Genomic DNA, 26784 nt, shown 5'->3' on the forward strand with positions numbered 1-26784 from the left:
CAATTGAACTGTTGACACCTAAGACCGAATTGTTGCCAAGCTACGTTGAGGCCCGTGAGGCGGGACGGTCGGCGGTGCCTTATCACGTGCCCCAAGGAGGCAGCGCATGTCTTAGACTATCGCCCCGATAATCGTTTGACGGGTGGGAAGTCCACAAACCTGCTTCCTTAGCGCGGGACAACATCGTCACTGTCCATCTTAACGGCACCGAGCAAACCTCGAAAAATTGCGCACTGAAATGGTCTCGCGCGGCTGCTACTGGTCTACACGTCCTTCGCGGCGAAGTCGACTTAAAGATTAGAAGAATCCTGAGAGCGTCATATGGCAATCAGGTTGTCGTTTGAAGTCCTGGAAGTATTGGACACCATCGAGCGAGCCGGCACATTCGCCGAGGCGGCCGAACTGTTGCATAGGGTCCCGTCGTCGATCACTTACCTCGTCCAGAAAATTGAAAGCGACATGGATGTTGAACTGTTCGACCGTAGCGGCAGACGGGCGACGCTCACGCAAGCCGGCCGGGCCGTGGTCGATGAAGGCCGTCGACTTCTGAGAGCGGCCCGGCATCTCGAAGTTAAAGCGAAGGGAATTAGCGACGGCTGGGAGTCGGAACTGCGATTGTGCTTTGACGAAATCCTGCCGGCCAGATTCGTGTGGTCATATGTGAACGGATTTTATGACCTGAAAATACCCACTCAACTGCGTCTGTCTACTGAAGTGCTCGGGGGAGTCTGGGATGCTCTAATTTCGAGGCGTGTCGATTTGGCGGTCGGAACCGTCGGGGAGCCGCCGCTCGATCCGAACATCATCGCACGCCCGATTGGAACGCTCAATCATGTATTCGTCACGGCGCTGGATCATCCACTCGCGAGCATCCCAGAGCCATTGGAGAGCGAGACGATTGCGCGATATCGAGGTGTTGTCATGAGCGACACGTCCCGTGAGCTGGATCCCCAAGCCGTAGCTATCCACGAGGGACAACCGCTCATCTTCGTGTCGACTCGCGAAGCCAAACTCGAAGCACTCTGCGAAGGTATTGCGGTCGGCATGCTCCCCGAGCCGTTGGCCGAAGGGTTGATACGCAAAGGGAAGCTGGTTGCGCGCCGCATTGTGGGCGTACGCGAATACTCGAATTGCTATCTCGCTTGGCGCAGAGACAAGGCCGGGAACGCATTGAACTGGTGGATCGATCAGCTTGACCAAGCCGATCTGATTGGCCGGTTATTCGCACAGATTCGGTAGCGGTCGACCAACGCAGCCTGGCGGTTCGCGCGGGCCATTCCCAAGGCGTTTCGGTTCGCTACGCTGACAATTGTCGCCGCATCGGTCTGCGGAGACGCGGATGCATGCAGCCCAAGCCCGGCTGTCTGAGACTCGAGGCGGGCTTCCTGGCGCCGCGCAGGGAACCTAATGAGGGGGATAACACACGACTGAGCGTCCGCTATCGGTCGATTCGGTCGTCCCTTGTGGGCGATCAGCGACAATCACAGACAGCCAAGCCATCGTTGCAAATCGTCAGCCGCCTCGATCATGTCGCCAACCGCGTCAGCAGTTTTCCACTCACCTGCCGCAGATCCCACCTTGCGTGGCATCGCCCACCAAAGCAGCCGCCCCTGGGCGGGGCGGCGGTCGTTCACGCTTCGGGAGTACCCGGCGGTATGCTCACCGGCGAAGTAGCAGACGCGACGTCGGCTTCATCGCTGGCCGATGCGTCCGTTGAACCGACTTGCGGCTTGCCATCCGCATCATGCTGCGAGCCGGCCTGCGAAGCCACCGCGGCATCCCCGGACAAAGGCACCGCGTCGGCAGACGCATTCACCGCGCCGCCCGCCGCTTTTGACGCGCCGCGCGCCGCGCGATGCGCCTGCAGACGCTGCGCACCCGCGGCTTCCTGCGCCGTGACCTTGCCCGCCTCGGCGCCCGTCAGATCGACACGCGCCGCACCTTCGACCAGACACTTCCAGTAGCGGCTGCCACGGCACCACGTCTTGATCGCGTCGCGCAACTCCGCTTCGTTCAGCGACAGTTCCTTCGCGTGCGCGACGAGGTCCTCGAAGATGCCGACCTTCAACGGCAGCTTGGGCGCCGGATTCTTCGGGAAGGCATTCGGAAAATGTTTTTGCAGTCTGCCAATCGACTTCACCACCGGGTCCACCGGCTTCGCGTCCGCGGGCCTCGGCTGCGCCGCGGGATTGGCGGCGGCTTCGGGCGCGCCACGGCGCGCATGCGCCGGCTTGCGCGCAGGCCTCGCGTCCGGCCGCGCATCGGGCTTCGCGCCGGACTTGGCAGCGGGCTTGGAACCGGGCCGGGCACCCGACCTGGCGCCCTCGGACTTGGCACCCGGCTTCGCGGCGGGTGCCGCTTCCGCGCGGGCCGCGGCCAGTTGCTTCTTCAGTTCAGCGAGTTGTTCGAAACCCATGGCGCACAATCAATCGGAGGAAACCGAGATTGTAGCAGCGTGTGGCGACACGCTCATGACGCCGCTTGCGCGGCGCGGCCCTGCGGGAGCGGCGCGATCCTCCCGCGCGGCGTCTGAAACCGGTTTTTTGGCGTATTCCTGTAGCGCCACGCGCTTCAGCGGATCGGCGACACAGGGGACGCCATGCCCTCGGTCGGCAACGCCGCGCCCTCATACGTTTTCAGCCCAGAGACGCAAACGCACAAGCCTGGTCGACCCTCGTTATTGCGCAGCGAAAGCCCGAGCCGATGCCGCTCGGCGATCCGCGACACGATCGCAAGACCTAGCCCGCTGCCCTCCCCCTGCGCCTCCTCGCCTCGATAGAAACGGTCGAAAACACGTTCGAGCTCCGCCTCGGGTATGCCTGAGCCGCTATCCACCACATCGAATCCCACGCGCTCCGCCGAGCGCCTCAGGATCACGTCGACTCGACCGCCGCGCGGCGTATGGCGGATCGCGTTGTTGATCAGATTGCCCAACAGCACGCTCATTCCGTGCGGATCGGCGAGCACGGTGTAAGCATCGTCGGCCGTGCGGGCGTGCTCGCATTCGAGCCCGAGGTCGATCTCCTTGGCCTCGGCCAGCAACGAACAATCGCCCACCACCTGCTCGCCGATCCGGCGCAAGCTCACGGGCGTCATCGAGGTGACCGGATGCGCGTCCTCACGCGCCAGCGTCAACAATTGCTGGACCAGGTGAATCATCCGGTTCACGCGCCCCTCGACGCGTTCCAGCGTCTGCCCCTCGCCCTTCAACGAGCCGTCGCGCGAGGCCGCCTGCAATTGCAGCTTCAAGGCGGCGAGCGGCGAGCGCAACTCATGCGCGGCATCGGCGATGAAGGTGCGCTGCGCCTGCGATGCGGCGTTCAGGCGCTGCAGGAGATCGTTGAGCGCGACCACCAGCGGCTTGATTTCGACCGGCACGGTGCCGTCGAGACGCAGCGGTTCGAGCGAATCGATCGAACGCGTCGACAGCGCGCGCGACAGTCCGCCGATCGGCGCAAGCCCCCGCGCCACCACCAACAGCACCAGCGCGACCGTCACCGGCACCAGTACGGCGAGCGGCCACAGCGTATGCAGCGCCAGTTGCATCGCCAGGTCGTCGCGCACGGACACCGGCTGCGCCACCTGAACGTAGCGGTCGGCCTGCTGCAATCCGAACGCGCGCCAGTGGTACTCGCCGGTCTCCACGGTATTGAAGCCCACGGGCAGACGCGCGAACACCGGCTCCTGCATCGAGTGATAGACGAGCTTGCCGGTACGGTCCCAGATCTCGATGACGAGCCGGTCGTCGGCCAGGTCGCCCAGGTCGGGCTGGCGATCGCCCTCGCCCGCGCCGGCCAGATTCGCCGGCAGCGACAGCGCCACCGTGCGCAGTTCATAGTCGAACAGTTCGCCGGCCTCGACGCGCGCCGTGTGAAAGATGCCGTAGGCGGCCACGCCCGACGCCGCGGCGAGACCGAAGATGAGCCAGCCGAGCAGCCAGCGGCGGATCGATCTCACCCGCATCGCTTCAGACGGTAACCCACGCCGCGCACGGTCACCACCTGGTCCGCGCCGATCTTGCGCCGCAGGCTGTGCACGTGCACCTCGATCGTATTGCTGCCGACTTCCTCGCCCCAACCGTACAGCTTCTCTTCCAGTTCGGTCTTGGTGAAGACGCGCGTGGGCTCCTCGATCAGCGCTTGCAGGAGCGCGAATTCGCGCGGCACGAGCGGCAACGGTTCGCCGGCCTTGGTGACTTCGTGCGCCGCCGGGTCGAGCGTGAGTTCGCCGTGCGTATAGACGGGCTGCTTGTGGCCGGTGCGCCGCCGCAATAGCGCGCGCACGCGCGCGCCGAGTTCGTCGAGGTCGAAGGGTTTGATCAGGTAATCGTCGGCGCCCGCATCGAGGCCGCGGATGCGTTCTTCCACCGCGTCGCGCGCGGTCAGGATGATCACCGGCGCGGCGCCGCCGTTCTTGCGGTAGGCGCCGAGCAGGTCGATGCCGTCCTTCTTCGGCAAGCCGAGATCGAGCAGCACGAGGTCGTACACGCCGTTGCCCAGCGACAGTTCCGCCGCGCGGCCGTCACTGGCCCAATCGATCGCGTAACCGGCGCGGCGCATCGCGCCCAGCACCGTCTCCGCGATCATGTCGTCGTCCTCGACCAATAGCAGACGCATCGCCTCTCTTCCCCCGTTTTGCCCGCACTGCAGGTCCGCTAGCTTAACGCGTCCTGGTGCTTGCAGAGGGGCGATTCAGCGCCCGGTGCGCCTTCATGTTCTTCGTCAGCGTTCTTCTTCATCGCTCCGGTTCATGGAGCGATATACCGACATACGCGGGCGCGGCCGCATCGCGCGACGCGCTTGCCCGCGGCCGGCTCGCCAGGAGCGCGAGCCGGCCCTCACCGTCATACCGGCTTGATGTCCGCCGCCTGCTTGCCTTTCGGCCCTTGCTTGATTTCGAAGCTGACCTTCTGGTTTTCCTGCAACGATTTGAAGCCCTCGCTGCGGATTTCGGAGAAATGCGCGAACAGGTCTTCGCCACCGTCATCGGGTGTGATGAAGCCAAAGCCCTTCGCGTCGTTGAACCATTTCACTGTACCGGTTGGCATGTCGATTCCTATGTGTATCCAAGTTGATGGGGCTGCATGTCGCCGCCTTTCGTCCGCTGATTCGACCGGCGCCAGCGCTCCGGGCACTGCCGCAGCGGCGCTTCGTGCGCGGTCGATGACGCGGACATTCGCCGGCTCATGCCACTGCGGCTCGACTCTACGCCTCTTTACATGACGTTGCCGTGATGGCTGCCGTGATGGCCGCCGTGGCTGCTGCTGTGACTACCTTCGTGAGATTTTCGCCGTGACCTCCGCATGACTTTCGCTATCGCGTCTACTCGCGTCGCAAGACGCGTGCCTCGCGCGAGCCGTGGCAGGCGCCGATGCGATTTCGCGCAATCAGATAAGATAATCGGAATCGGCAATCCACTCTGGTCGCGCAGGTTCATCCGACCGCCACACGGTCGCGCGGCTATCGTTTTCGCCTATCCAGGCTTTCCCACATACAGGAACTCAGCATGGCCATTTCGAGCTATACCGATACCCGACTTCTGATCAACGGCGAGTGGTGCGATGCCGCAAGCGGCAAGACGCTCGACGTCATCAACCCGGCCACGGGCCAGCCCATCGGCAAGGTGGCGCACGCCGGCATGGCCGATCTGGACCGCGCGCTCGCCGCCGCGCAACGCGGCTTCGAAGCCTGGCGCAAGGTTCCGGCCAACGAACGCGCGACCACCATGCGCAAGGCCGCGGGCTTCGTGCGCGAGCGCGCCGCCGACATCGCCCGCCTGATGACGCAGGAACAGGGCAAGCCGTTCGCCGAAGCGCGCGTCGAAGTGCTCGCCGCGGCGGACATCATCGAATGGTTTGCCGACGAAGGGCGCCGTGTGTACGGCCGCATTGTGCCGTCGCGCAATCTGTCGGCGCAGCAACTGGTGCTCAAGGAGCCGATCGGTCCGGTGGCCGCGTTCACGCCGTGGAATTTCCCGGTCAACCAGATCGTGCGCAAGCTGAGCGCGGCGCTCGCGAGCGGCTGTTCGTTCCTCGTCAAGGCGCCGGAGGAAACCCCGGCGTCGCCGGCCGGTCTGTTGCAGGCGTTCGTCGACGCCGGCGTGCCGCCGGGCACGGTCGGCCTCGTGTTCGGCGATCCGGCCGAGATTTCGAGCTACCTGATTCCGCATCCGGTCATCCGCAAGGTGACGTTCACCGGCTCCACGCCGGTCGGCAAGCAATTGGCCGCACTCGCCGGCGCGCACATGAAACGCGCCACGATGGAACTGGGCGGTCATGCGCCGGTGATCGTCGCCGAAGATGCCGACGTGGCGCTCGCCGTGAAAGCGGCCGGCGGCGCGAAATTCCGCAATGCGGGCCAGGTGTGCATCTCGCCCACCCGCTTCCTGGTGCACAACAGCATCCGCGAGGAGTTCGCCGCGGCGTTGGTCAAGCATGCCGAAGGTCTCAAGCTCGGCGACGGTCTCGCGGAAGGCACGACGCTCGGGCCGCTCGCCAACGCGCGCCGTCTCAGCGCGATGAGCAAGGTGCTCGATGACGCGCGCAAGACCGGCGCCACGGTCGCGACCGGTGGCGAACGCGTGGGCTCGGAAGGCAACTTCTTCGCGCCGACCGTGCTCACCAACGTGTCGCTCGAAGCCGACGTGTTCAACAACGAGCCGTTCGGCCCGATCGCGGCGATCCGCGGCTTCGACAAGCTTGAAGAGGCGATCGCCGAAGCGAACCGGCTGCCGTTCGGCCTCGCCGGCTATGCGTTCACGAGGTCGTTCAGCAACGTGCATCTGCTGTCGCAGCAACTGGAAGTCGGCATGCTGTGGATCAACCAGCCGGCCACGCCTTCCCCGGAAATGCCGTTTGGCGGCGTGAAGGATTCGGGCTACGGTTCGGAAGGCGGCCCGGAAGCGATGGAAGCGTACCTGGTCACCAAGGCGGTTTCGGTGATGGCGGCTTAAGCGGCTTAAGCCGCCTAAGGCTGGTTTTTCAGGCCTCTTCGCTTGCCATGAGGGTCCGCGGGCGTTTGCCCGCGGACCTTTTTTCTTGTGCTCGACCACCAACACGCTTGAACTCATGCAACCCACGCTGACTGGAACCATCGTCGAACTCAGGCCGTTTCGGCGGGAACATGCAAGCTCGCTGCTCGACGCCGCCGCAGACGGTGAACTCTGGAACATGACGCTGACCGTGGTGCCGGGACCGGACACCATCGGCGGCTATCTGGCAACCGCACTCGAAGGATGCGCGGCCGGCACCGTGATGCCGTTCGTGATCGCAAGGCGCGATACGGGCGCGATTGTCGGCAGCACGCGGTTCTGGAAAATCGATCGTGTGAATCGGAAGCTCGAAATCGGCCACACGTGGTTGAGCGCGTCCGTGCAGCGCTCGGCGGTGAACACCGAGGCGAAATATCTGCTGCTGTGTCACGCGTTCGAAGCGATGCAATGCGTGCGCGTGCAGTTCACCACCGACGAACTCAACGAGAAATCACGCGCGGCGATTCTGCGCATCGGCGCGAAGCAGGAAGGTGTGGTCCGGCATGAGCGCATCATGCCGGACGGACGCAAGCGCAACTCGGTGCGCTTCAGCATCATCGATGACGAGTGGCCTGAGGTGAAGACTGTGCTCGAAGGGAAACTGGGGCGGTGATACGGCCCAGCCACTCCCCGCCAGCACAAAGCTTCACGTTCAAACGTGCGCGTCGCGCTCGCTGAGCGGCTGCGCTTTCGCCACCGTGAACTCCTCGCGCAACGCGTCGCGCGCGTGATGCCGGCGCACCCATAGCGCGGTGAGGATCGGCACGAGAATCGCCGTGACGAGGCAGGCCGTCGCGACCATCGCGGTCGCGGCCGGCACGAGCGGCTTGAAGCTCGGAATCATCTCGCCGATGATCGCGGGGTTCGCCACCGCGGCGCCCGCCGTCGACGAGGCCGCGAGGCCCGCCGCGCCATTGCCGCCCGCGATCCAGCGGTCGGCGAGAATCAGCGGAATGCCGGTCACGACGATCACCGCGAGACCGAGCAGGACGCCCGGCAGACCGCTCTTCGCGATCACGTTCAGGTCGATGCCGTTGCCGAGCGCGAAGCCGAAGAACGGAATCAGCGGATGCACGCAGCGGCCGAAGAATTCCCGCAGCTCGCTATCGAGGTTGCCCAGCACGAACCCCACGAGAAACGGCAGCACCGCGCCGACGAAGAGCCGCGGCTCGAAGAACGCGACGCCGGCCGCGCCGAGAATGATCATGCTGACGAGCGGCCCCGATTCGACCGACATCAGCACGAACGCGCCCGCCTCTTCCTTGGTGCCGTATTGCTGCATCACCGCGGCATAGAGGCCGCCGTTGGTCATGTCCATCGACGTGGTGATCGCCAGCACCGACAGGCCGGCGAAGAGGCCCGCCTTGATGCCGTCGACGGGAATGAAATGCGAGGCGACGAGCGTCGCGATCCACGCCACCACCATCTTGGTGACGAGCAGCGTGCCCGACTTGCGCAGCACCGTGCCGGTCGCCCGCAGGTCGATCGTCGCGCCCATGCAGAAGAACCACACCGCCAGAATCGGCACGGTGCCGCTGATCAATCCATTGGTAAACGAGCCGAAGTATTTCCCCGCGCCCGGCGCAAACGTGTGGACACAAGCGCCGAGCAGCAACGGCACCAGCATCAGACCGCCTGGAATGCGGTCGATGGCCTTCTTGATCTTCATGCCTCCTCCGTGGACTTCGCGTCCAGTTATCGGGTGGGTTACCCGGGGTAATGTCCCGGTCTTGCGCCGGGCTGCTCCCTTTCGGCGCAATATAACATCGTGAAAGGAACACTGTTCCGATTCTCTTTGAATTTCGGATCATCGTTTACCCGAGCGATCCTGAAACACCGCGCCATTACTCGACAGACTCCGCAATATTTTTTGGACCATCGTTCCGAAATGCGAATTCTGCGTTAAAGTCGAGCCCACACACGCGCCTCGATGCGGCATGGCGAGACGCCCAATCAGACCGGAGACAGAACAATGGAAGTGAGACAGGCCATCAACAGCGAGTACGCAAAGACGCTCGATACCGCGGGGCTGCGCAAGGAATTTCTCGTCGACCAGGTATTCGAGCGCGACGCGCTGCGGCTCACGTATAGCCACATCGACCGCATCATCGTCGGCGGCGTGTGGCCGGCCACGCGCGCGGTCGAAGTGCCCGCCTCGCTCGGCAAGGCGATCGGCGTCGGCTATCTGCTGGAGCGCCGCGAACTCGGCGCGATCAACATCGGCGGCGACGGCTGGGTCGACGTGGACGGCACGCGTCATATCGTGCGCAACGAAGAGGCGATCTACATCGGCAAGGGCGCGCAAGCCGTCGCGTTCGGCAGCGACGACGTCGCCCATCCCGCGAAGTTTTATCTGAACTGCGCGCCCGCGCACGAGACGCATCCGACCCGCACGATCTCGCTCGCGCAAGCTTCGCCGCAAACGCTCGGCGACCCGGCCACGAGCAACCGCCGCACGATCTACAAGTTCATCGTCCCTGAAGTGCTGCCCACCTGCCAGCTTTCGATGGGCATGACCAAGCTCGAACCCGGCAGCCTCTGGAACACGATGCCGTGCCATACGCACGAGCGTCGCATGGAGGTGTATTTCTATTTCAACGTCGCCGACGACGCCGCCGTCTTCCACATGATGGGCGAGCCGAACGAGACGCGCCATATCGTCGTGCACAACGAGCAGGCCGTGATCTCGCCGAGCTGGTCGATTCACTCGGGCGTCGGCACGCGCGCGTACACGTTCATCTGGGGCATGGTCGGCGAAAACCAGGTGTTCGGCGATATGGACCACATCGCCGTGCGCGATCTGCGGTGATCGACATGACGCTCTCCCTTCACGACAATCCGCGCACGATATGAGCCAGAAAACAGTGAACCCCTTCGATCTGACCGGCAAGGTCGCCATCGTCACCGGCAGCAATACGGGCCTTGGCGCGGGCATGGCGGTGGCGCTCGCGTCGGCCGGCTGCGACATCGTCGGCGTGAGCCGCGGCGACGCCGGCGACACACCCGCGCGCGTGCAGGCGGCAGGCCGCCGTTTCGCGGACGTGCGCGCCGATCTTGCCTCGATCGCGCCTATCGAGGACATCGTGCGCGCGGCGGTCGAGGCATTCGGCCGCGTCGACGTGCTCGTGAACAACGCGGGCATCATCCGCCGCGAAGACGCGCTCGCGTTCGGCGAGGACGACTGGGACGCGGTCATGGACGTCAATCTGAAGAGCGTCTTCTTTCTTTCGCAAGCCGTCGCGCGGCAGTTCGTCAAGCAGCAAGGCGGCGGCAAGATCGTCAACATCGCGTCGATGCTGTCGTTCCAGGGCGGCATACGGGTCGCGTCCTACACGGCGTCGAAAAGCGGCGTGCTCGGTCTCACGCGCCTGCTCGCGAACGAGTGGGCCGCGCGCGGCGTCAACGTGAACGCGATCGCGCCGGGCTACATGGCGACCGCGAACACCGCGGCGTTGCGCGACGACGCGCAGCGCAACGACGAGATTCTCGGCCGCATTCCGGCCGGCCGCTGGGGCACGCCCGACGACCTCGCGGGACCGGTCGTGTTCCTCGCGTCGTCGGCCTCGGACTACGTGCATGGCCATACGCTCGCGGTGGACGGCGGCTGGCTCGCGCGCTAGCTCGGCAGACGGCATCGGAAGCGGTATGCTTCTGATGCGGCGCGCGCGTTGACACGTTGACACGCCGACGCGACTGACGTGGGCAGGCATCGACAGGGAATGACGGAAATGGCAGCAATGGGCAAGCAGCGCAAGGACGCCGCCACGCACGACGCGGAAAGCGCGGATTGTGTCGGCATGAGCGGTGAATCGGCTTCGTCGGTCGGCCGGGTATTCGCGATTCTCGGCGCGATCGGCGACAGCGGAGAAATCGGCATCAGCGAACTGTCGCAACGGCTCGGCATGTCGAAAACCACGGTGCACCGCGTGATCCAGACGCTGAAGGCGCTCGGCTACGTGACGCAGGAAATCGAAACCGAGCGCTACCGGCTCACCATTCGTCTGTTCGAACTCGGCGCGAAGGCGCTGGAGAGCGTCGATCTCGTGCGCGAGGCCGACGTCGAGATGCGCCGCATCGGTCAGATCACGCGCGAGGCGGTCCACCTCGGTGCGTTCGACGAAGACGCGATCATCTACATTCACAAGATCGACGCCGACTACGGGCTGCGCATGCAGTCGCGCATCGGCCGCCGCAATCCGCTGCACAGCACGGCGATCGGCAAGGTGCTGCTCGCGTGGATGGACCCGGCCGAGGCGCGCGAAGTGCTCTCGCACGTGGAATTTCGCAAGTCGACGCAAAAGACGCTCGCTTCCGCGGAGGCCGTGCTGAGCATTCTGCCGCACGTGCGCGAGCAAGGTTACGGCGAGGACAACGAGGAACAGGAGGAAGGGCTTCGGTGTCTCGCGGTGCCGGTATTCGACCGCTTCGGCCGCGTGATCGCCGGCCTGTCGATTTCGTTTCCGACGATGCGCTGCGGCGCCGACACCAAATCGCACTACGTCGCGCTGCTCAAGCAGTCGGGTCTTGCGATCTCCACACGGCTCGGCTATCGCGAAGCGACCGCCGCCGCCGAGCATGCGGCCGCCGAGCCGGGCTGAGCGGCCAGGCTCAACGCGCGGCAGGCATCGGGCGGCGCGAGAGTCGACGCGCCCGCCGCGCGAACGTTCAAGGCAGCATCCGCTGCATAACCCGATCCTTCAGCACGAAGCGATGAAAGAGCGCCCCGCCGACATGCAAGACAATCAGTGCGAACAGCACCCAGGCCAGCACGCCATGAATGTCGCCCATTTCATGAGCGACAGGCGAGCCGACCGGTGCGATCGCCGGATAAGGCAGCACGCCGAATAGCTTGATCAACCAGTCGCGCGAGGATGCATTGGCCCAGCCCAGCACCGGCACGATCACCAGCGCGAGATACAGCAACCCATGCGTGACGTTCGACACGATCCGCAGAGAAGGTGAAACGTCCGCGGGCGCGGGCGAATGCGTGAGACGCCAGACGATTCGCAACGCCACCGCTGCAATCAGCGTGGCGCCCACGCCGAGGTGCCATGCGATCAGGCCGTCCGGCCGCGTGTCCTTGTGAATCTCCGGCATGGTCCAGCCGATCACGAACTGGGCCGAGATCAGCAGGACCACCAGCCAGTGCAAGAACTTCGCTACGCCGTCGTAACCCGCCGTATAAGGGCGAAAAAGATCGGCTTGGTCGGATTGCATTTTCATGAGCGTTTGTCGCCGTCGTTTAGCGGTTGGTTGGGGATGCAGGTCACGCCGGCATAAAGAATCGCGGGCGCATGCGCCGGGTATGCTACACGCGCAACCTTAAGAATTGCTGATGCGCATCTGTCGGCGCGCTGCGCGTGCGCGGCCGCCTGGTCCATTGATAATCGGCTACAGGCGATCTTGCGTCGTTGCGCGAGCGCAAGATCATCCACGCAGTCTGCAACCGAATGTATCCACTGAGCAAAGTCGTCGGCCCCTGGGCGCGCCCGGCGGCGCCGGATGCCGCAGCCGTCCTCTTTTCCATAACGCGCTCAACGGGTTGCCGGCAACTGCTTGCTGGCGCATCGCCCCGCCGCGCGCCTTTCCAACGCCCTCCTGCCCACGTCCGCGCTCCGGCGACAGCGGATCGAATCGACACGTCCTGTTACACACGAACACATCGGTAATGCGACGGCTCAGTAGAGTTCGGATCAACAAGGAAAGGGAGCAAGGTCATGAAACGAATTCTCGCGCTGGTCATATTGGGGGTAACGCTCGGCAGCGCCTTGAGCGCTTGCATCGTGGTGCCCGCAGGCGGCGGCTATCACGACCATTACCGCTATCGCGACCGTTACTAAGCCCGCTACTAAGCCGGTTACTAAGCCCGTTACCAAGCTCGATCCGCGCAGTCCCGCATCCCGCGGTGCAAACTCAATCGTAAAACCCGAGAATAAAACATGAGCCATTCAAGAAACCGCTGGCTGTCCGTGGCGATCGTTGCAGGTCTGGGGATCGGCGCATCGTCGGTCGCGCTCGCGCACGTCGATGTGGGCGTCGGTGTGAACATCGGCGTTCCGGGCGTCGCTTACGCGCCCGAGCCGGTCTATGCGCCACCGCCGCCGGTGTATGCGCCGCCTCCTCCCGTGGTGGTCATCAGCCCCGGCTGGTACGGCGAGCGCTATTACGACGGTCATCGCTATTGGGAGCGGCGCGACTGGGAAGCGCGTCACCGTGGCGGACGCGAATGGCACGAAGCCCGCGGACCGCGCGGCGACTGGCACGACGGGGGACGCGGCTACGGCTACGGCGGCCCGCGTGGCGATTGGCGCGGCGATGGTCATGGTCACGGCGAGGGCCGCGGTCACGGCGACCATTGATACGCGGCACCCGGCGGCATCATCGGCCACGCCGGGCCGCACACGCATGAGCGTCACCCACTTTGCAGGAGCGACGATTTGCTAACCAGCGATCCCCGGCGTGTCACCGCGCAAGTCGACGGCGTGCTCATGTGCGCCGAATACAGTGAATTGACCGGCCAATTGTGCTTGCGTCAGGATGGCGCGTTGCTGCGCGAATGGTTTCCGCCTCATTCGTGGATCGCGATTGCATCCGCGGCGGGCGCGCGGCATTGGGGCACGCGGCCGACCGATGAAGATCTGCTCGCGCTGTTGCGCAATGAAGTGACGTTGTTGCGTGGAGCTTAGGTTAAAACTTAGGTGCGAGACGGACGAAGCACGCGGCAAGGTGCTCGCCGCGTGCTTCGCTGAATGCTTCGTTGACTGCTTCAACGCGCGTTATAAATCGGCGGCGAATACGAACTGACCGTGGTATCGCGGCCATGTCCGGCTTGCCACGTGCCGTGGCTACCCGAACCATATCCGCTGGTGTCGGCTTGAGCCGCGTTTTGCGGGTCGGAAGTCCGCGCTTGCGTGGCTTGAACGTCTTGCGAAGCCGGCTGAGCGGACGGCTGCGCAAACGAAGCAAGCGGCGCGGCAAGAACGACAGCGATAGCAACAGCTTGAATGAGCGATTTCATGTAACCACCTCCAGAGATTGTCTTTGTACGCGCTGCCGATGCGGCTTGTGTTGCAGCGATGAAGGCAGTGTAGGTGGCCGGCCTTACGGGATAAATCCGCTAATCATGAATTCACTGTTGCTTCGCGCACGACAATGAAAAACGTGCTGATCGGGCGTTCCTTCGCACGCACTCGGCGCCGGACACATTCAATCGCCGACGCCCTCCCCCATTCGCTCTAAACGGCGGCGACCCCCACGTAGTTTTCCGCCATGACCGTGGCCGCCGCGCGTGACGTGGTCACGTATTCGAGTTCGGCCACCTGAAGCTGCTGCTCGAACGGCGACGCGCCTTCGATACGATGCATCATGCTCGTCATCCAGTACGAGAAGTGCTCGGCGCGCCAGATGCGCTTGAGCGCGGTTTCGCTATAGCTGTCGAGCAGATCGGTGCGATTTTCCACGTAGAACGCCTTCAGCGCGCGGGTGAGCACGCGCACATCGGCGACGGCGAGATTCATTCCTTTCGCGCCGGTGGGCGGCACGATATGCGCGGCGTCCCCGGCAAGAAAGAGCCGGCCATGCTGCATCGTGGCCGACACGAAACTACGCATGCCGACAATGTTCTTCTGAAAGATCTTGCCGTCGACAAGCTTCTGGCCGTCATGCGAATCGACCCGCGCGTGCAGTTCCGCCCAGATTCTGTCGTCGGACCAATGGTCGACGGAGTCTTTCGGATCGCACTGGAAATACATGCGCTGCACGTTGCGCGAGCGCGTGCTGATCAGCGCAAAACCGCGTTCGTGCCGCGCATAGATCAATTCTTCCGAAGAAGGCGGCCCTTCGCACAAGATCCCGAACCAGCCGAATGGATAAACGCGTTCGAAGTCCTTGCGCAGCGCCTGCGGAATCGACCCGCGCGAGACGCCTTGCGAACCGTCGCAGCCGATCACGAAATCGCATGGCAGCTCGCATGCTTCGCCTTCGTGGCGATAGCGGATCGAAGGCGAGTCGGTCTCGATGTCGTGCAGCGAGGTCTCCGACACGCCGAAACGCAGCGCCCCGCCCGCGGCGATACGCGCCGCGACCAGATCCTTGATCACTTCGTGCTGCGCGTAAACGGTGATCGAATGGCCGGTGAGTCCGGTCAGATCGATGCGCCGCCGTTTGCCCTCGAAAGCGAGTTCGAAACCGTGATGCAGCGCGCCCTCCGCTTTCATGCGCGCGCCGACGCCGGCTTCGGTCAACAGGTCCATCGTGCCCTGTTCGAGCACGCCCGCGCGAATGGTGGATTCGATCTGTTCGCGCGTGCGCGATTCGAGCACGACGGAGTCGATACCGCGCAAATGAAGAAGATGGGAAAGCAGCAGGCCCGCGGGCCCGGCACCGATGATGCCAATCTGGGTGCGCATGAGTTGTCTCCTGAATGCGGCGATTGATTTGCGCCCAGTTTGACGATCATGCGCGGTATCGCGCAACGCGATATGGCGGATATGCCGTATGCCGTATGCCGATTCAAGATAGCAGATCGACGTGCGAGCGTGGCGCCGAGGTGTACGTATGCACTCGAACGCCCTGCCGACAGAGCTTGCGGTCTCCTGCACCGATCACTGCTGTTCCACATCGCGTTAGCCGATCTCAAGGTAAACCCCGAACGGCAACCGCCTCCACCACTACGCAAGAAACAGGCGATACACGGGGTTTTGCGTCTCTTCCCAATACGGATACCCCAGCGTCGCGAGAAAGCGTCCGAACTCGCTGTTCTCGCTGTCGGGCACCTGAATGCCGACGAGAATCGAGCTGTAGTCCGCGCCCTGGTTGCGATAGTGAAAGAGGCTGATATTCCAGTTCGGCGCCATCGACGACAGGAACTTCATCAGCGCCCCCGGCCGCTCGGGAAACTCGAAGCGGAACAGCCGCTCGTCGTGCGCGAGCGGCGAGCGGCCGCCGACCATGTAGCGGATGTGCTGCTTCGAGAGTTCATCGAAGGTCAGGTCGACAGTGGCGAAGCCGTGCGCTTCAAAGGCGCCCGCGATCTGCGCGGATTCGCTGCGGTTCCTGATCTGCACGCCGACGAAGATATGCGCCGAGCTCGCGTCCGCGATCCGGTAGTTGAACTCGGTGACGCTGCGCGTGCCGACCAGTTCGCAGAAGCGCCGGAAGCTGCCGCGCTCCTCGGGGATCGTCACGGCGAACACCGCCTCGCGCGCTTCCCCCACTTCGGCGCGCTCGGCCACGAAGCGCATGCGGTCGAAATTCATGTTCGCGCCCGACGTGATCGCGACCAGCGTCTGGTTCTCGATGCCTTCGCGCTCGGCATACTGCTTCGCACCGGCCACCGCGAGCGAGCCGGCGGGTTCGAGCACGCTGCGGGTGTCCTGGAACACGTCCTTGATCGCCGCGCACAGCGCATCGGTGTTCACGAGCAGCACGTCGTCGAGATACTCGCGGCACAGGCGGAAGGTTTCCTCGCCGACCAGCTTCACCGCGGTGCCGTCCGAGAACAGGCCGACCTCGTTTAGCGTGACCCGCTCGCCGGCTTTCAGCGACGCGGCCATCGCGCACGAATCGTCGGTCTGCACGCCGATGACCTTGATCTCCGGGCGCACCGATTTCACGTACGCGGCGACGCCCGCCGCGAGTCCGCCGCCGCCGATCGGCACGAAGATCGCGTGAATCGGTCCCTGATGCTGGCTGAGAATTTCCATCGCAACGGTGCCCTGGCCGGCGATCACATACGGATCGTCGAACGGATGCACGAAGGTCAGGCCGCGCGCTTCCTGCAGCGTCAGCGCATGCGCGTACGCATCGCTATACGACTCGCCCGACTGCACCACCTCGACGGTCGGCCCGCCATGCGCGCGCACCGCATCGACCTTGACTTGCGGCGTCGTCACCGGCACGACGATGATCGCCTTCACGCCCAGCCGTGCCGCCGACAGCGCCACGCCCTGCGCATGATTGCCCGCCGACGCGGTGATTACCCCGCGCTCCAGCGCCTCGGCCGGAATGTGCGCCATCTTGTTGTACGCGCCGCGCACCTTGAACGAGAACACCGGCTGGTTGTCCTCGCGCTTCAGGTAGACCGGATTGCGCAGGCGCGCCGACAGATTCGGCGCGCGTTCCAGTTCGGTCTCGCGGGCCACGTCGTAGACGCGTGCGGTCAGGGTTTTCTTCAGGTAGTCGTGGCGCAGCGCCACGCTGTCGGCGGCTTCGGCAATCTGGTCGAGTTCGAATAGCGGCAAGGCAAGCTCCTGTGCGGCAAAAGCGGATCAGCAGAGAGAGAACCAGGAGGCAGGCACGCGGACATAAAAAAACCCGCCTCGTGGGGCGGGTTAATGTGTCACTGCAAGCCGACGCGCGCTAACCCACCATTCGATGAATGATGCTAATAATCAGCGCAATACGGATGTCGAGGCAGTTCATGCGCCGGATCATCGTTGAGCTCGCGATGTTTGTCAAGGACGGTGCGCCGCCTGGGCGGCGCGCAAACCCGTATCGGACACAACCGGCCCGATATGAAAGCTCGGTTGGTCCAGTCGTTCGTCGAGCGGACCGCTGCAGCAGCGGCAGTTGGGACCGTCCCGCAACGCGCGCTGCGTTAGCGCGGGAAAAATCGCCGGGCCGTCCCATGAGCGATAGCGCTCCCGACATACGCTTGAGCGCGCGCGAAGACCGGCCCGAAGCGGCACGCCGGGCACCGGACGCCGGTCAGTTGCCCACGCCGCTGCGCTTCTTGAAGGCGCTCAGAATGTGCCGCTCGAGCGCGTTGTAGTCGCCGCCGAAGTGATGGCTGCCCGAGGTGCGAATCACCTCGATGCCGGTTTTGCCGAGTACCGGACACAACGTGTCTTTCTCGCTCTCGCCGTAGAAGCACTGCACGATCGCGGGCGGCACGCGCGCCACTTCGGGCAGCACCTTCAAGGCCCTATCGCTTGCCGGCATGCCGAGCCAGCCGCCCACGCGAATCTGGAAATCGGCGTCGGGCGCGAAGCCGAGCAGCGCGATCAACGACACTTTCGCGCGCTGCGCCTCGGGCAGCCGGTTGTACGCGAACGGCATCACGTCCGCGCCGAACGAATAGCCGATCAGCGCGATGTGCTGAGCATGCCAGCGTGAACCGTAGGTTTGCATCACGCGCGCGAGGTCGCGGCTCGTCTGCGCGGGCGGCTTCTCGCTCCAGAAATAACGCAGGCTGTCCCAGCCGATCACAGAAACGCCGTCTTTCTGCAATCCTTGAGCGATGGTCTTGTCCAGATCGCGCCAACCGCCGTCGCCGGAAATCACGATCGCCATGAGCCCGTTTGGCTGCGCCGCCGGCAACTCGATGAGCGGCAAGTCGGAGACGTCCTCGTCGCTCGTCGACACCGCTTGCAGATGCGGCGTGAGCAATGCGACGAGGCGCGCGCGATCCGCGTTGCCCGTCGTGGCCTTTTCGACGAAGCCCGGCACCTTGTCGCGGATCACGGTCGGGTCGGGCGGGCATGGCCGAAAGCGCGCATCGAGCGTGCGTTCCGCATCCACGGTCACCGCGCCGGCGATCGTGTTCGACGGCGCCTGCTCCAGCACGTGCATCGCGAGCGTCGCGCCCTGCCCCGTGCCCGCAACGATCGGCGCGAAATAATGGCTCGATTGCGATTGCCGTTCCAACTGATGGCTCAAGGCCTCGGCATCGCCCACCAGTTGATGGCAGGCCTCCTTCCGCGCGCGCAGATTGGCCGCATAACGCGCCGTATCCACGCCGACGGTCAACGCGCCGGCCTTGGCGAGCTCATCGGCAGCCTGCTGGTCCGCGGCGCTCCAGCCGCTCGCTTGCGAGTACAGCACGACGAAACCCCGCAACGGTCCCGCCGGCTGCGTGACCCTGACCTCGCCATAACGGCCGCCCGGCACGATGCTGGTCGCGGCGTGGGCGCCGCTGCCGCCGATCAGGCAGCTCGCCGCCACGGCGAGCCTGAAGAAACGATGCAATGTCATGAGCGCCGGCCTCCCGCCAGCAATGACAGGTCCGCGAGCGTGAAGAACACGCCCACCGAACCCGACGCCGCGAGATAGCGCGGCTCCCAATGCGGCTGGAACTTGCTCTTGAAAGCGCGCAGTCCGCGGAAGTTGTAGAAGCGGCCGCCGAAGCGCCACACGATGCCGGCGAGGCGATGCCAGCGCGACGCCAGCGGCGTGGGCTGCATGCCGGAGAGCGGCGCGATGCCGAGACTCAGCGAGCGGAAGCCCGCCTGCTTCAGATGCAGCGCCAGTTGCGTGAACAGGTATTCCATCGCGTAAGGCGAGGCGCTCGCCACATGCCGCATCACGCCGACCGTGGCTTCGGTATGCATGTCGGTCGTCATGAAGGTGACGAACGCCACCGGCTCGCCGTGCTGGCGCACCAGCATCACCGATTGCGCGGCGAGGTAGTCGTCGGTAAACGCGGCGACCGAAAAGCTCTTTTCGCGCGCGTCGCGGCTGCCGAGCCAGCCGTCGGAGATCTGCCGCAGCGTTTCGAGCGACGCCGGCACGTCGGCCCGATGAATCACGTCGACGGTGAAGCCGTCACGCTCGCCACGCTTGAGCGCATAGCGCAGATGCGCGCGATGCGAGCCCTTCAGGTCGAAATCGTCGAGCACGACGTGGGCTTCCTCGCCGAGCTTCATCAGCGTGAGGCCGGCGTCGAGGTAAAGCGGCAACGCGTTGGCGCGCACCTGATAGAACGCCGCGCGCCCGCCGTGCGCATGCGCGAGCGCGACGAACTTGCCGATCAGGCCGGCCCATTCCTCGCGCGGCCCCACCGGATCGTGCAGCGCGGCCCACGTGCGGCCGTTTTTCGCGTACATCAGGAAGGCTTCACGCGACTCGGAAAAGAGGAAGCTCTTGTCGCCCATCAGCGCGAGGCCGGCGTCGCTGCGCTCCTGCGCGCGCACGATGCGCGCCGCGTCCTGCAGATCTTCCGGCGCCGGCTTGACGAAATGGCCGGGCGCCGGGCGCAGCAGTTGCCAGAAACAGAACGTCGCGGCGAACAGGCTCGCGGCCAGCGTGGCGCGCAACGCACGCGGCGCGCGTTCGTCGAAGGCGAATTGCCACCACAGGTCGCCCGTGTACGGCACGTCGCGGAAGGCGAACAGCATCACCCAGACGGCCAGCATCAGCACCATCGCGACGGAGACCAGCCAGCCCGCCGTAAAGCGTTCGGCGAACAGCGACGAGTGACGATTGAAGCGCTTGCGCGTGGCGAGCAGCAGCACGATCAGCATGCCGAGCACGGCCGCCTCCACGAACGCGAGACCCTTGGTGAGCGACAGCGCGAGGCTCAGCACCGCCAGCAGCAAGGTCATCCACCAGGCGGCGTCCAGCCGGCGCAACAGCCCGCGCGCGACGAACAGCAGCAATACGCCGAGCACGCTGCATAGCAGCTGCGAGCTTTCGAGCACCCACAGCGGCAGCACGTCGCGCAGAATGCGAATGCGTTGCCAGAACGCGGGCGTCGCGCTGGAAATCACCAGCATGCCGCCGACCACGAACGTGACGAGACTCAGAAACAGCGGCGCGAGCTTCGATACGGCCGCCGCGTGGTGCAGCGGCAAACGCCCTTTCAGCGCGCGGCCCTCGAAGCCGGCGAGCAGCGCGGCCGAGACGACCAGCGGCGCGCCGAAGTAAATCGCGCGATAGGCGAGCAGCGCCGCGACCATCTGCTGAGTGGGTACGCTGCCGTTCAGCGTGAACACCATGGCGGCTTCGAATACGCCGACGCCGCCGGGCGTATGGCCGATCATGCCGAGCAGCATGGCCGCGGCATAGACGGTGATGAAGGTGACGAAGCTCACGTCCGCATGCGGCAGCAGCGCCCACAGCGCAAGGCCCGCGGCCACCACGTCGACCACGGCGAGCGCCACTTGCTCGAGCAGATCGCGGCGCGCCGGAATGTCGAACGACAGCCACGCCCAGCGCGTGCGGACCGCGCGCGTGTCGCGACGGCAGGCAGCGGCCGCGAGCGCAAGCGCGATGAGCAGCGCCGCGCCGCTCCAGCGGAGCGCCATCGGCGTGAGATGAAGCATCGGCGCGAGCAGGCCGGCGGCGCAGACCATGCCGAGCGCCGTCATCAGCACCAGCGCGAGCGCCAGCGACACGCTCGTGAACACCGTCATGCGGCCGATCTGCGCGGGCGTGACGCTCGCCACGCCGTAGACCCGCGCGCGCACCGCGCCGCCCGTCAACGCGCCAAACCCGGTCGCATTGCCGAGCGCCGAGCCTGCGGTGGCGCCGATCCACAGCGCGGCACGCGGCACGGCGACGCCCAGGTATCGCAAGCCGACGAGATCGCGGCCGACCAGCGCCACATAACTGAGCGTGGTCGCGGCGAGCGCGGCGGTCCACTCGCCGGCGCTCAGATGACGCAATTCGCGCATCACCGAGCGGTAGTCGACCGCTTGTGAAAGATGCTGCAAGACGATCAGCAGCAGCCCGCCGATGACGAGCGCGAGCAAGGGCGAGAGGATTCCCCGGTGGTCAAGCGTTTTCGATGCACGGTCGAACATCGCGACTAGCCGGTCGAACTTATTGTTATGTCGATGGAACATGGTCAATGCGGGCCTTGCGTGGAGCTGTCACGACGACGGGTCGTCTGCCGCGACATCGCCTTGCCTCGGCGATTACAACGAGATAACGGCAAAACATTGAAAAGGTTGACAGCAGCAGCCGTTCAACCCGGGATTAACCTGGGGCTCGTGATCGAGGCTGAATGCACGTTGCGCGTTTGCCATGGCGGTGCGCAAGATGATTGGGTCGAGATGTCGACGAGGATCGCGCCGCGCTCGACAGGGGCAGGAGTGTAAACGCGAATCGCGTCGTGCGGAATGAAGATTCGGCGTCGCGCCGATGATCCGAAACAGCCATGAGCGATCCGTAAGCCGCTCTGCTCTATCAAGCTTTGCGCTTCATGTGCCGTAAATGGAAGTAACGGCCCGGCAACCTGTCGCGAACGTGCCGCGTGAAGCGAAGTTCGACCCAAGGAGAACGATGATGGCGAATCAGGAATGGATGATGGCGGGAATCTGTCTGCTGGGTCTGGTGTCGACCGCGCTTTTGATGAGTTCGTTTTCCGCGCGAGCGATGAAGATGCGAAACGTCGTGGCGAGGGTGTCGAAGCGCACTCGCGACTGAATACGCAAGCAAAGCAGTGGGCAACCGGACGGGCGCGCGTGAATCGTGAGCGTGCTGCCGCGAGCGCGGCAGAGACGGCGCACTCGCGCGCCCGCCAAGTCCTGCAGCCAGTGCCGGCTGCGGTACTGCCCTTACTGCGTGCCCTTACTGCGGACGGCGGTGCGCTTCAGCGATCACGGCGCAGGTTTGCAGATGCAGGTTCAACGCGTGCAGCGCCAGGGCGCGCAGTTTGCCCAGCAAGGTGGTGTTCTTGGCGGTGGTGGCGCGAGCGGCTGCGGTATGAGTAGCGGTGTTCATGGTGGGCTTCTATATAGGGTTTATACCTAGGGAATAACCCGATTATAGACCTATCCTGTCGCACTGCAACAAATATTAAAAACCCGCTGTGGACTTGTTGCGCGACGGTCACGGCCGCTCGCAGCGTCTTTCGCAGCGGGACGGCCTCAGCGCCCGGCTATTAGCAAACCGCACCGTACAGGTGCAATAATGGCCCTTTGCCTGCGACAGCACGCCGCAGACCCGCCTTCATGCCCGTCGTCCAGAAAGCCCTGATCGCGCCGCTCATCGTCGCTTGCGCGATGTTCATGGAAAGCGTCGACGCCAATGTGATCGTCACCGCATTGCCGGCCATGGCACGCGACTTCGGGCGCGATCCGGTCACGCTGAAAATCGCGGTGACGAGCTACGTGCTCGGTCTCGGCGTGTTCATCCCCGTGTGCGGCTGGCTCGCCGACCGTTTCGGCGCGCGCACCATCTTTCGCACCGCGATCGGCATCTTCGTGACCGGCTCGCTGTTGTGCGCCGCGTCGAATTCGCTGGCGACCTTCACGCTCGCGCGTTTCGTGCAAGGCGTGGGCGGCGCGATGATGGTGCCGGTCGGCCGCATCATCATTTTCCGGGTCGTCCACAAATCCGATTTCATCCGCGCGATGAACTACCTGAGCGTGCCCGCGATGCTCGGCCCGGCCGCCGGGCCGCTGCTCGGCGGCTTCATCACGACCTATCTGCACTGGCGCCTGATCTTCTTCATCAACGTGCCGATCGGCATGCTCGGCATCTATCTGACCAACCGGCACATCGCCAATACGCGTGAACCCCACCCCGGCCCGCTCGACTGGATCGGTTTCTTTCTCTCGGCGGCGGGCGCGGTGCTGCTTCTGCTGGGGCTCTCGCTGGTGGGCGGCGAACTGATTTCGAATCGGGACGCGTTCGGCATGTGCGCAAGCGGCGCCGTGCTGCTCGCGGGTTACGTGGTGTACGCGCGGCGCGTCGAGTTGCCCTTGCTCGATCTGCGCTTTTTCAAGGTGCCGACGTTCCAGGCGAGCGTGCTCGGCGGCTCGCTGTTTCGCATCGGGCTCGGCGCCTTGCCGTTTCTGCTGCCGCTGATGCTGCAGGAGGGCCACGGCATGAGCGCGTTCGAATCCGGCCTGATCACGTGTGCTTCCGCGTTCGGCGGCATGTTCATGCGCACGGTCGCCTCGAGCGTGCTGCATCGCTATGGCTTTCGCTCGGTGCTGGTGGTCAACGCGGCATTGTCGGGCTTGTCGATCGCGGCGTGCGGACTGTTTTTCCCCGGTACGCCGGTCTGGATCATCTGGGCGGTCGTGCTGCTCGGCGGCTTCTTTCCCGCGCTGCAATTCACGAGTCTGAACTCGCTCACTTACGCGGAAATCGCGAGCCGCGACGTGGGCCGCGCCACCAGCCTCGGCAGCGTGGTGCAGCAGATGTCGCTCGGTCTGGGCGTGACGATCGGCGGTATCGTGCTGCAGATTTCGCGCGCGCTGCATGGGCATCCGAGCATTATGTGGTCGGACTTCTGGCCGGCGTTCCTGGTGGTGGGTTTGTGCTCGTTCGCCTCGATTCCGGTCACGCGGCGTCTGCCGCACGGCGCCGGCGACGAGATCGCGCGCGGCGGCCGCGGCTGACCCGGTGCCCTTAACCGGGCTGCTTCTTGCGAATCACGCTCACCTCGCCGTTGCGTTCGAGAATCGCGGCGGCCACGTTGTCGAACGAGCACGCGCCGGTTTTCTGCCGCACGCTCTCGCGAATATCGGTTGCCGTAATCAGCGCGGCGTTCATTTCGTCGTCGTTGAATTTGCCGTTGCTGAATACCTCGCGTTCGCCGCCGCCGACCAGCCGCTCCAGCCCATGCGAGTGCACGCAAGCCCACGCCAGCAGCCGATGGCACACGACGATCACGAACGCCGCCGCGATCGTCGCGAGAAACGGCGACGCGCCGACGATCGCCCGGCTCAGCGTCGCGCCGAGCAGGATCACCACCACCAGATCGAACGGCGAGCGCTGCCCGAACGAGCGCCGGCCCGAGATGCGGATCAACACCAACGTGATCACGAACACGATCACGGCGCGCAGACCCATCTGCAGCGGATCGAGATTCCTGCCGTCGCCAAACAGCGTGAAAATCACGTCGTTCATATCGCCCTCCTCGCGACAGGCGGCCGCCCTGGTTTTCTCTGTCGCGAGCGGCGGCCGCAGCGTTCATAGGGCGCGCAGCAAACGATGTGCCTCGGGTATTCAATGCCCGCAAGGCAGCGCGATGCGCGGAACGTGAAGCGATGAAAACGGGCGTGAACCCGGCTAGCCGCCACCGCCCCCGCCGCGCCGCTGTTCGACCTGCGCCAGCAATGCATCGAAGCGGGCAAGCTCGACCGGCTTCACGAGATGAACATGGAAGCCGGCCTTTGCAGTGCTCTCGCGATCGCTCTCATGGCCGAAGCCGGTCATCGCGGCGAACATCGTGTCGGCGAGTTCCGGCATGGCCCGCAGCGCCGCGAGCGTCGCGTAGCCGTCCATCTTCGGCATCGCCAGGTCGATCACGGCGAGATGCGGCGCAAAGCGCGGCGCGACGTGCAGCGCCGCCTCGCCCTCGTAGGCGATGCGCACTTCGTGGCCTTTGAGTTCGAGCAGCATCGCGAGACTGTCGGCGGAGTCGCGGTTGTCGTCGACCAGCAGGATGCGCAGCGGCGCAACCTCGCCCGAGGCCTCGCCCGGCTGAGCGGCGGCGGCCTCGGAGGACGCCGCGGCGAGCGGCAGACTCAGCGTGAACGTGCTGCCGCGCCCCGGCCCCGCGCTGCTCGCGACAATGCTGCCGCCATGCATTTCGATCAGCGACTTGCACAACGTGAGGCCGATGCCGAGGCCGCCTTCGCCGACACTTTGCCCGTCCTTTTCCTGCACGAACAACTCGAAGATCGTATCGAGCGAACGCAGCGGAATGCCGCAACCCGGATCGCGCACTTCCATCACGGCCATCTGATAATCGAGGCGGACCACGATCTCGATGCGGCTGCCCACCGGCGAGAACTTCGACGCGTTGTGCAGCAGGTTCTGCAACACCTGCACGAGACGCGTCATGTCGCCGCGCACGACCACCGGTTCGCGCGGCAGGTTCGTTACAACGGTCTGCGAATGCGCGTCGGTAAACGGCCGCGCCGCTTCCATGCCGCGCGCCACCACCTCGCCGAGATCGACGCGGCCAATGCGCAACTCGACCTTGTCCGACATGATCCGGCCGATGTCGAGCAGATCGTCGACGAGCCGCGTGAGATGCGTGACCTGGCGATCGATCAGATCGCGCGAGCGCGCCAGCGTGGGACTCACTCCCGCCTCGATCTGCATCACGCCGATCGCGTTGCGCACGGGCGCGAGCGGATTGCGCAACTCGTGCGCGAGGGTCGCGAGAAACTTGCGCATGCGTTCGCCCGAGCGCTCCAGTTCTTCACGCTGACGCCGCTCGGTCAGATCGCGCGTGATTTTGGCGAAGCCGCGCAGCCGCTTCGATTCGTCATACACCGCCGTGATGTTGACGTTGGCCCAGAAACTCGAGCCGTCCTTGCGTACGCGCCAGCCTTCGTCCTCCACGTGGCCGAGCTGCCGGGCGATGGCGAGTTCGCGCGCGGGCTTGCCCGCCGCCGCGTCTTCCGGCAAATAGAACACCGAGAAATGCCGGCCGACGATTTCGTCGCGCGCATAGCCTTTGATGCGCGCGGCGCCCTCGTTCCAGCTCGCCACATGACCTTGCGGATCGAGCATGAATATCGCGTAATCCTTGACGTTGTCGACCAGCAGACGAAAACGCTCCTCGCTTTGCCGCAGCGCTTCGAGATATTCGCGTTTCGCGGTCAGGTCGCGCGTGATCTTGGCGAAACCGCTGAGCACGCCCGCCTGGTTGCGGATCGCCGTGATCACGACGTTGGCCCAGAAGGTCGAGCCGTCCTTGCGCACGCGCCAGCCTTCGTCCTCGAAGCGGCCGGTCAGCGCCGCCTGTTGCAGTTCGTAGGCGGGCCAGTCGCGCGCCAACGCTTCCGCGGTGTAGAAGCGCGAGAAGTGCTGGCCGATGATCTCGTGCTCGGTGTAGCCCTTCAGTTTCTGCGCGCCGACGCTCCAACTGACGACATGCCCGGTCGCGTCGAGCAGGAAGATCGCGTAGTCCTCGATCGCCTGCACCAGCGTCCCGTAATCGACGTTGACGAGCGCGCTCGCGCGGACGGCGGCGGGATTCTGGGCGGGACCGCCGTTCTCGCCGGCGGAAGGGAGATCGAACTCTTTCATGGGGGTCGGGAAGAATAGAGGTTCATTCAAAAGCAT

General features: G+C 64.8%; 25 protein-coding genes. 11 read left to right on the forward strand and 14 right to left on the reverse strand.

The features are described from left to right. Positions 1-321 precede the first annotated feature (321 nt). Positions 322-1239, forward strand: coding sequence for a LysR family transcriptional regulator (locus ACOCG7_RS21270; RefSeq protein WP_421379863.1), 918 nt, complete (start codon positions 322-324; stop codon positions 1237-1239). A gap of 391 nt (positions 1240-1630) precedes the next feature. On the opposite strand, the gene ACOCG7_RS21275 is transcribed toward ACOCG7_RS21270, so the two are convergent. From ACOCG7_RS21275 to ACOCG7_RS21290, 4 genes are all read right to left on the reverse strand, one after another. Then, the gene (locus ACOCG7_RS21275) at positions 1631-2416 is read right to left on the reverse strand and encodes a ProQ/FinO family protein (RefSeq protein WP_421379866.1); all 786 of its coding nucleotides are present in this window, start codon (positions 2414-2416) and stop codon (positions 1631-1633) included. A gap of 155 nt (positions 2417-2571) precedes the next feature. After that, complete coding sequence (locus ACOCG7_RS21280) at positions 2572-3957, reverse strand: sensor histidine kinase (RefSeq protein ID WP_244744080.1); 1386 nt, start codon at positions 3955-3957, stop codon at positions 2572-2574. Beyond that, positions 3954-4616, reverse strand: coding sequence for a response regulator (locus tag ACOCG7_RS21285; protein ID WP_114162513.1), 663 nt, complete (start codon positions 4614-4616; stop codon positions 3954-3956). The genes ACOCG7_RS21280 and ACOCG7_RS21285 overlap by 4 nt, the downstream gene beginning before the upstream one ends. Positions 4617-4843: 227 nt before the next feature. Continuing rightward, entirely contained in the window at positions 4844-5047 is a 204-nt protein-coding gene (locus tag ACOCG7_RS21290; protein ID WP_007181784.1) for a cold-shock protein, read from the reverse strand. A gap of 458 nt (positions 5048-5505) precedes the next feature. Between ACOCG7_RS21290 and ACOCG7_RS21295 the strand changes: the two genes are divergently transcribed. Together ACOCG7_RS21295 and ACOCG7_RS21300 are read left to right on the forward strand one after the other, a co-directional pair. Further along, the gene (locus ACOCG7_RS21295) at positions 5506-6951 is read left to right on the forward strand and encodes an NAD-dependent succinate-semialdehyde dehydrogenase (RefSeq protein WP_244744079.1); all 1446 of its coding nucleotides are present in this window, start codon (positions 5506-5508) and stop codon (positions 6949-6951) included. A 115-nt stretch (positions 6952-7066) separates the two neighbouring features. Continuing rightward, entirely contained in the window at positions 7067-7642 is a 576-nt protein-coding gene (locus ACOCG7_RS21300; RefSeq protein ID WP_244744078.1) for a GNAT family N-acetyltransferase, read from the forward strand. 39 nt (positions 7643-7681) lie between these two features. Here the strand turns inward: ACOCG7_RS21300 and kdgT are convergent, their stop codons facing one another. After that, positions 7682-8698: a 2-keto-3-deoxygluconate transporter gene (gene kdgT, locus ACOCG7_RS21305; RefSeq protein WP_114162516.1), complete on the reverse strand. Its 1017-nt coding sequence runs from the start codon at positions 8696-8698 to the stop codon at positions 7682-7684. A gap of 303 nt (positions 8699-9001) precedes the next feature. On the opposite strand from kdgT, the gene kduI reads away from it, so the two are divergent. The 3 genes from kduI to kdgR all read left to right on the forward strand — a co-directional run bounded on the left by kduI (position 9002) and on the right by kdgR (position 11627). Continuing rightward, positions 9002-9838 (forward strand): 5-dehydro-4-deoxy-D-glucuronate isomerase, encoded by an 837-nt coding sequence (gene kduI / locus ACOCG7_RS21310; RefSeq protein WP_073432815.1) that lies wholly within the window; start codon positions 9002-9004, stop codon positions 9836-9838. Between the two features lie 40 nt (positions 9839-9878). Next, positions 9879-10649, forward strand: a complete 771-nt coding sequence (gene kduD, locus ACOCG7_RS21315; RefSeq protein ID WP_154873932.1) for a 2-dehydro-3-deoxy-D-gluconate 5-dehydrogenase KduD — start codon at positions 9879-9881, stop codon at positions 10647-10649. A gap of 108 nt (positions 10650-10757) precedes the next feature. Next, positions 10758-11627 carry a DNA-binding transcriptional regulator KdgR gene (gene kdgR, locus ACOCG7_RS21320; protein WP_073432829.1) on the forward strand — a complete coding sequence of 290 codons (870 nt, stop codon included), beginning with the start codon at positions 10758-10760 and terminating at the stop codon, positions 11625-11627. A 67-nt stretch (positions 11628-11694) separates the two neighbouring features. Here the strand turns inward: kdgR and ACOCG7_RS21325 are convergent, their stop codons facing one another. Next, positions 11695-12252, reverse strand: coding sequence for a cytochrome b (locus ACOCG7_RS21325; protein WP_374709886.1), 558 nt, complete (start codon positions 12250-12252; stop codon positions 11695-11697). A 494-nt stretch (positions 12253-12746) separates the two neighbouring features. Here ACOCG7_RS21325 and ACOCG7_RS21330 point away from each other — a divergent pair, with 494 nt between their 5' ends. The 3 genes from ACOCG7_RS21330 (at position 12747) to ACOCG7_RS21340 (ending at position 13715) form a co-directional block, all read left to right on the forward strand. After that, on the forward strand, positions 12747-12869 hold the full coding sequence (locus tag ACOCG7_RS21330) for a hypothetical protein (protein WP_280519476.1): 123 nt from the start codon (positions 12747-12749) through the stop codon (positions 12867-12869). A 99-nt stretch (positions 12870-12968) separates the two neighbouring features. Beyond that, a complete protein-coding gene (locus ACOCG7_RS21335) occupies positions 12969-13388 on the forward strand; it encodes a hypothetical protein (RefSeq protein WP_244744076.1) in 420 nt (139 codons plus the stop codon). A gap of 78 nt (positions 13389-13466) precedes the next feature. Then, a complete protein-coding gene (locus tag ACOCG7_RS21340; RefSeq protein ID WP_114162519.1) occupies positions 13467-13715 on the forward strand; it encodes a hypothetical protein in 249 nt (82 codons plus the stop codon). Positions 13716-13795: 80 nt separating this feature from the next. Here ACOCG7_RS21340 and ACOCG7_RS21345 read toward each other — a convergent pair whose 3' ends face one another. The 5 genes from ACOCG7_RS21345 to mprF all read right to left on the reverse strand — a co-directional run bounded on the left by ACOCG7_RS21345 (position 13796) and on the right by mprF (position 21551). Beyond that, a complete protein-coding gene (locus ACOCG7_RS21345) occupies positions 13796-14047 on the reverse strand; it encodes a hypothetical protein (RefSeq protein ID WP_244744074.1) in 252 nt (83 codons plus the stop codon). A gap of 217 nt (positions 14048-14264) precedes the next feature. Next, positions 14265-15437: a 4-hydroxybenzoate 3-monooxygenase gene (locus ACOCG7_RS21350; protein WP_244744073.1), complete on the reverse strand. Its 1173-nt coding sequence runs from the start codon at positions 15435-15437 to the stop codon at positions 14265-14267. A gap of 261 nt (positions 15438-15698) precedes the next feature. Next, positions 15699-17270, reverse strand: coding sequence for a threonine ammonia-lyase, biosynthetic (ilvA, locus tag ACOCG7_RS21355; RefSeq protein WP_244744072.1), 1572 nt, complete (start codon positions 17268-17270; stop codon positions 15699-15701). Positions 17271-17736: 466 nt separating this feature from the next. Further along, positions 17737-19002: a virulence factor family protein gene (locus ACOCG7_RS21360; RefSeq protein WP_244744071.1), complete on the reverse strand. Its 1266-nt coding sequence runs from the start codon at positions 19000-19002 to the stop codon at positions 17737-17739. Beyond that, positions 18999-21551 (reverse strand): bifunctional lysylphosphatidylglycerol flippase/synthetase MprF, encoded by a 2553-nt coding sequence (mprF, locus tag ACOCG7_RS21365; protein ID WP_244745000.1) that lies wholly within the window; start codon positions 21549-21551, stop codon positions 18999-19001. Before mprF ends, ACOCG7_RS21360 begins: the two co-directional genes overlap by 4 nt. Before the next feature lie 412 nt (positions 21552-21963). Between mprF and ACOCG7_RS21370 the strand changes: the two genes are divergently transcribed. After that, positions 21964-22176 (forward strand): hypothetical protein, encoded by a 213-nt coding sequence (locus ACOCG7_RS21370; RefSeq protein WP_143031967.1) that lies wholly within the window; start codon positions 21964-21966, stop codon positions 22174-22176. Positions 22177-22320: 144 nt separating this feature from the next. Here the strand turns inward: ACOCG7_RS21370 and ACOCG7_RS21375 are convergent, their stop codons facing one another. Continuing rightward, positions 22321-22473 (reverse strand): hypothetical protein, encoded by a 153-nt coding sequence (locus ACOCG7_RS21375; RefSeq protein WP_244744070.1) that lies wholly within the window; start codon positions 22471-22473, stop codon positions 22321-22323. A 230-nt stretch (positions 22474-22703) separates the two neighbouring features. Here ACOCG7_RS21375 and ACOCG7_RS21380 point away from each other — a divergent pair, with 230 nt between their 5' ends. Next, positions 22704-24101, forward strand: a complete 1398-nt coding sequence (locus ACOCG7_RS21380; protein ID WP_347142921.1) for an MFS transporter — start codon at positions 22704-22706, stop codon at positions 24099-24101. Between the two features lie 10 nt (positions 24102-24111). On the opposite strand, the gene ACOCG7_RS21385 is transcribed toward ACOCG7_RS21380, so the two are convergent. Next, on the reverse strand, positions 24112-24612 hold the full coding sequence (locus ACOCG7_RS21385) for a DUF421 domain-containing protein (protein ID WP_073431091.1): 501 nt from the start codon (positions 24610-24612) through the stop codon (positions 24112-24114). Between the two features lie 162 nt (positions 24613-24774). Next, positions 24775-26748, reverse strand: a complete 1974-nt coding sequence (locus ACOCG7_RS21390) for a PAS domain-containing hybrid sensor histidine kinase/response regulator (RefSeq protein ID WP_244744068.1) — start codon at positions 26746-26748, stop codon at positions 24775-24777. Positions 26749-26784: the final 36 nt, after the last annotated feature.

It is taken from the genome of Paraburkholderia sp. DD10, from assembly GCF_049177125.1.
Lineage (GTDB): Bacteria > Pseudomonadota > Gammaproteobacteria > Burkholderiales > Burkholderiaceae > Paraburkholderia > Paraburkholderia terricola.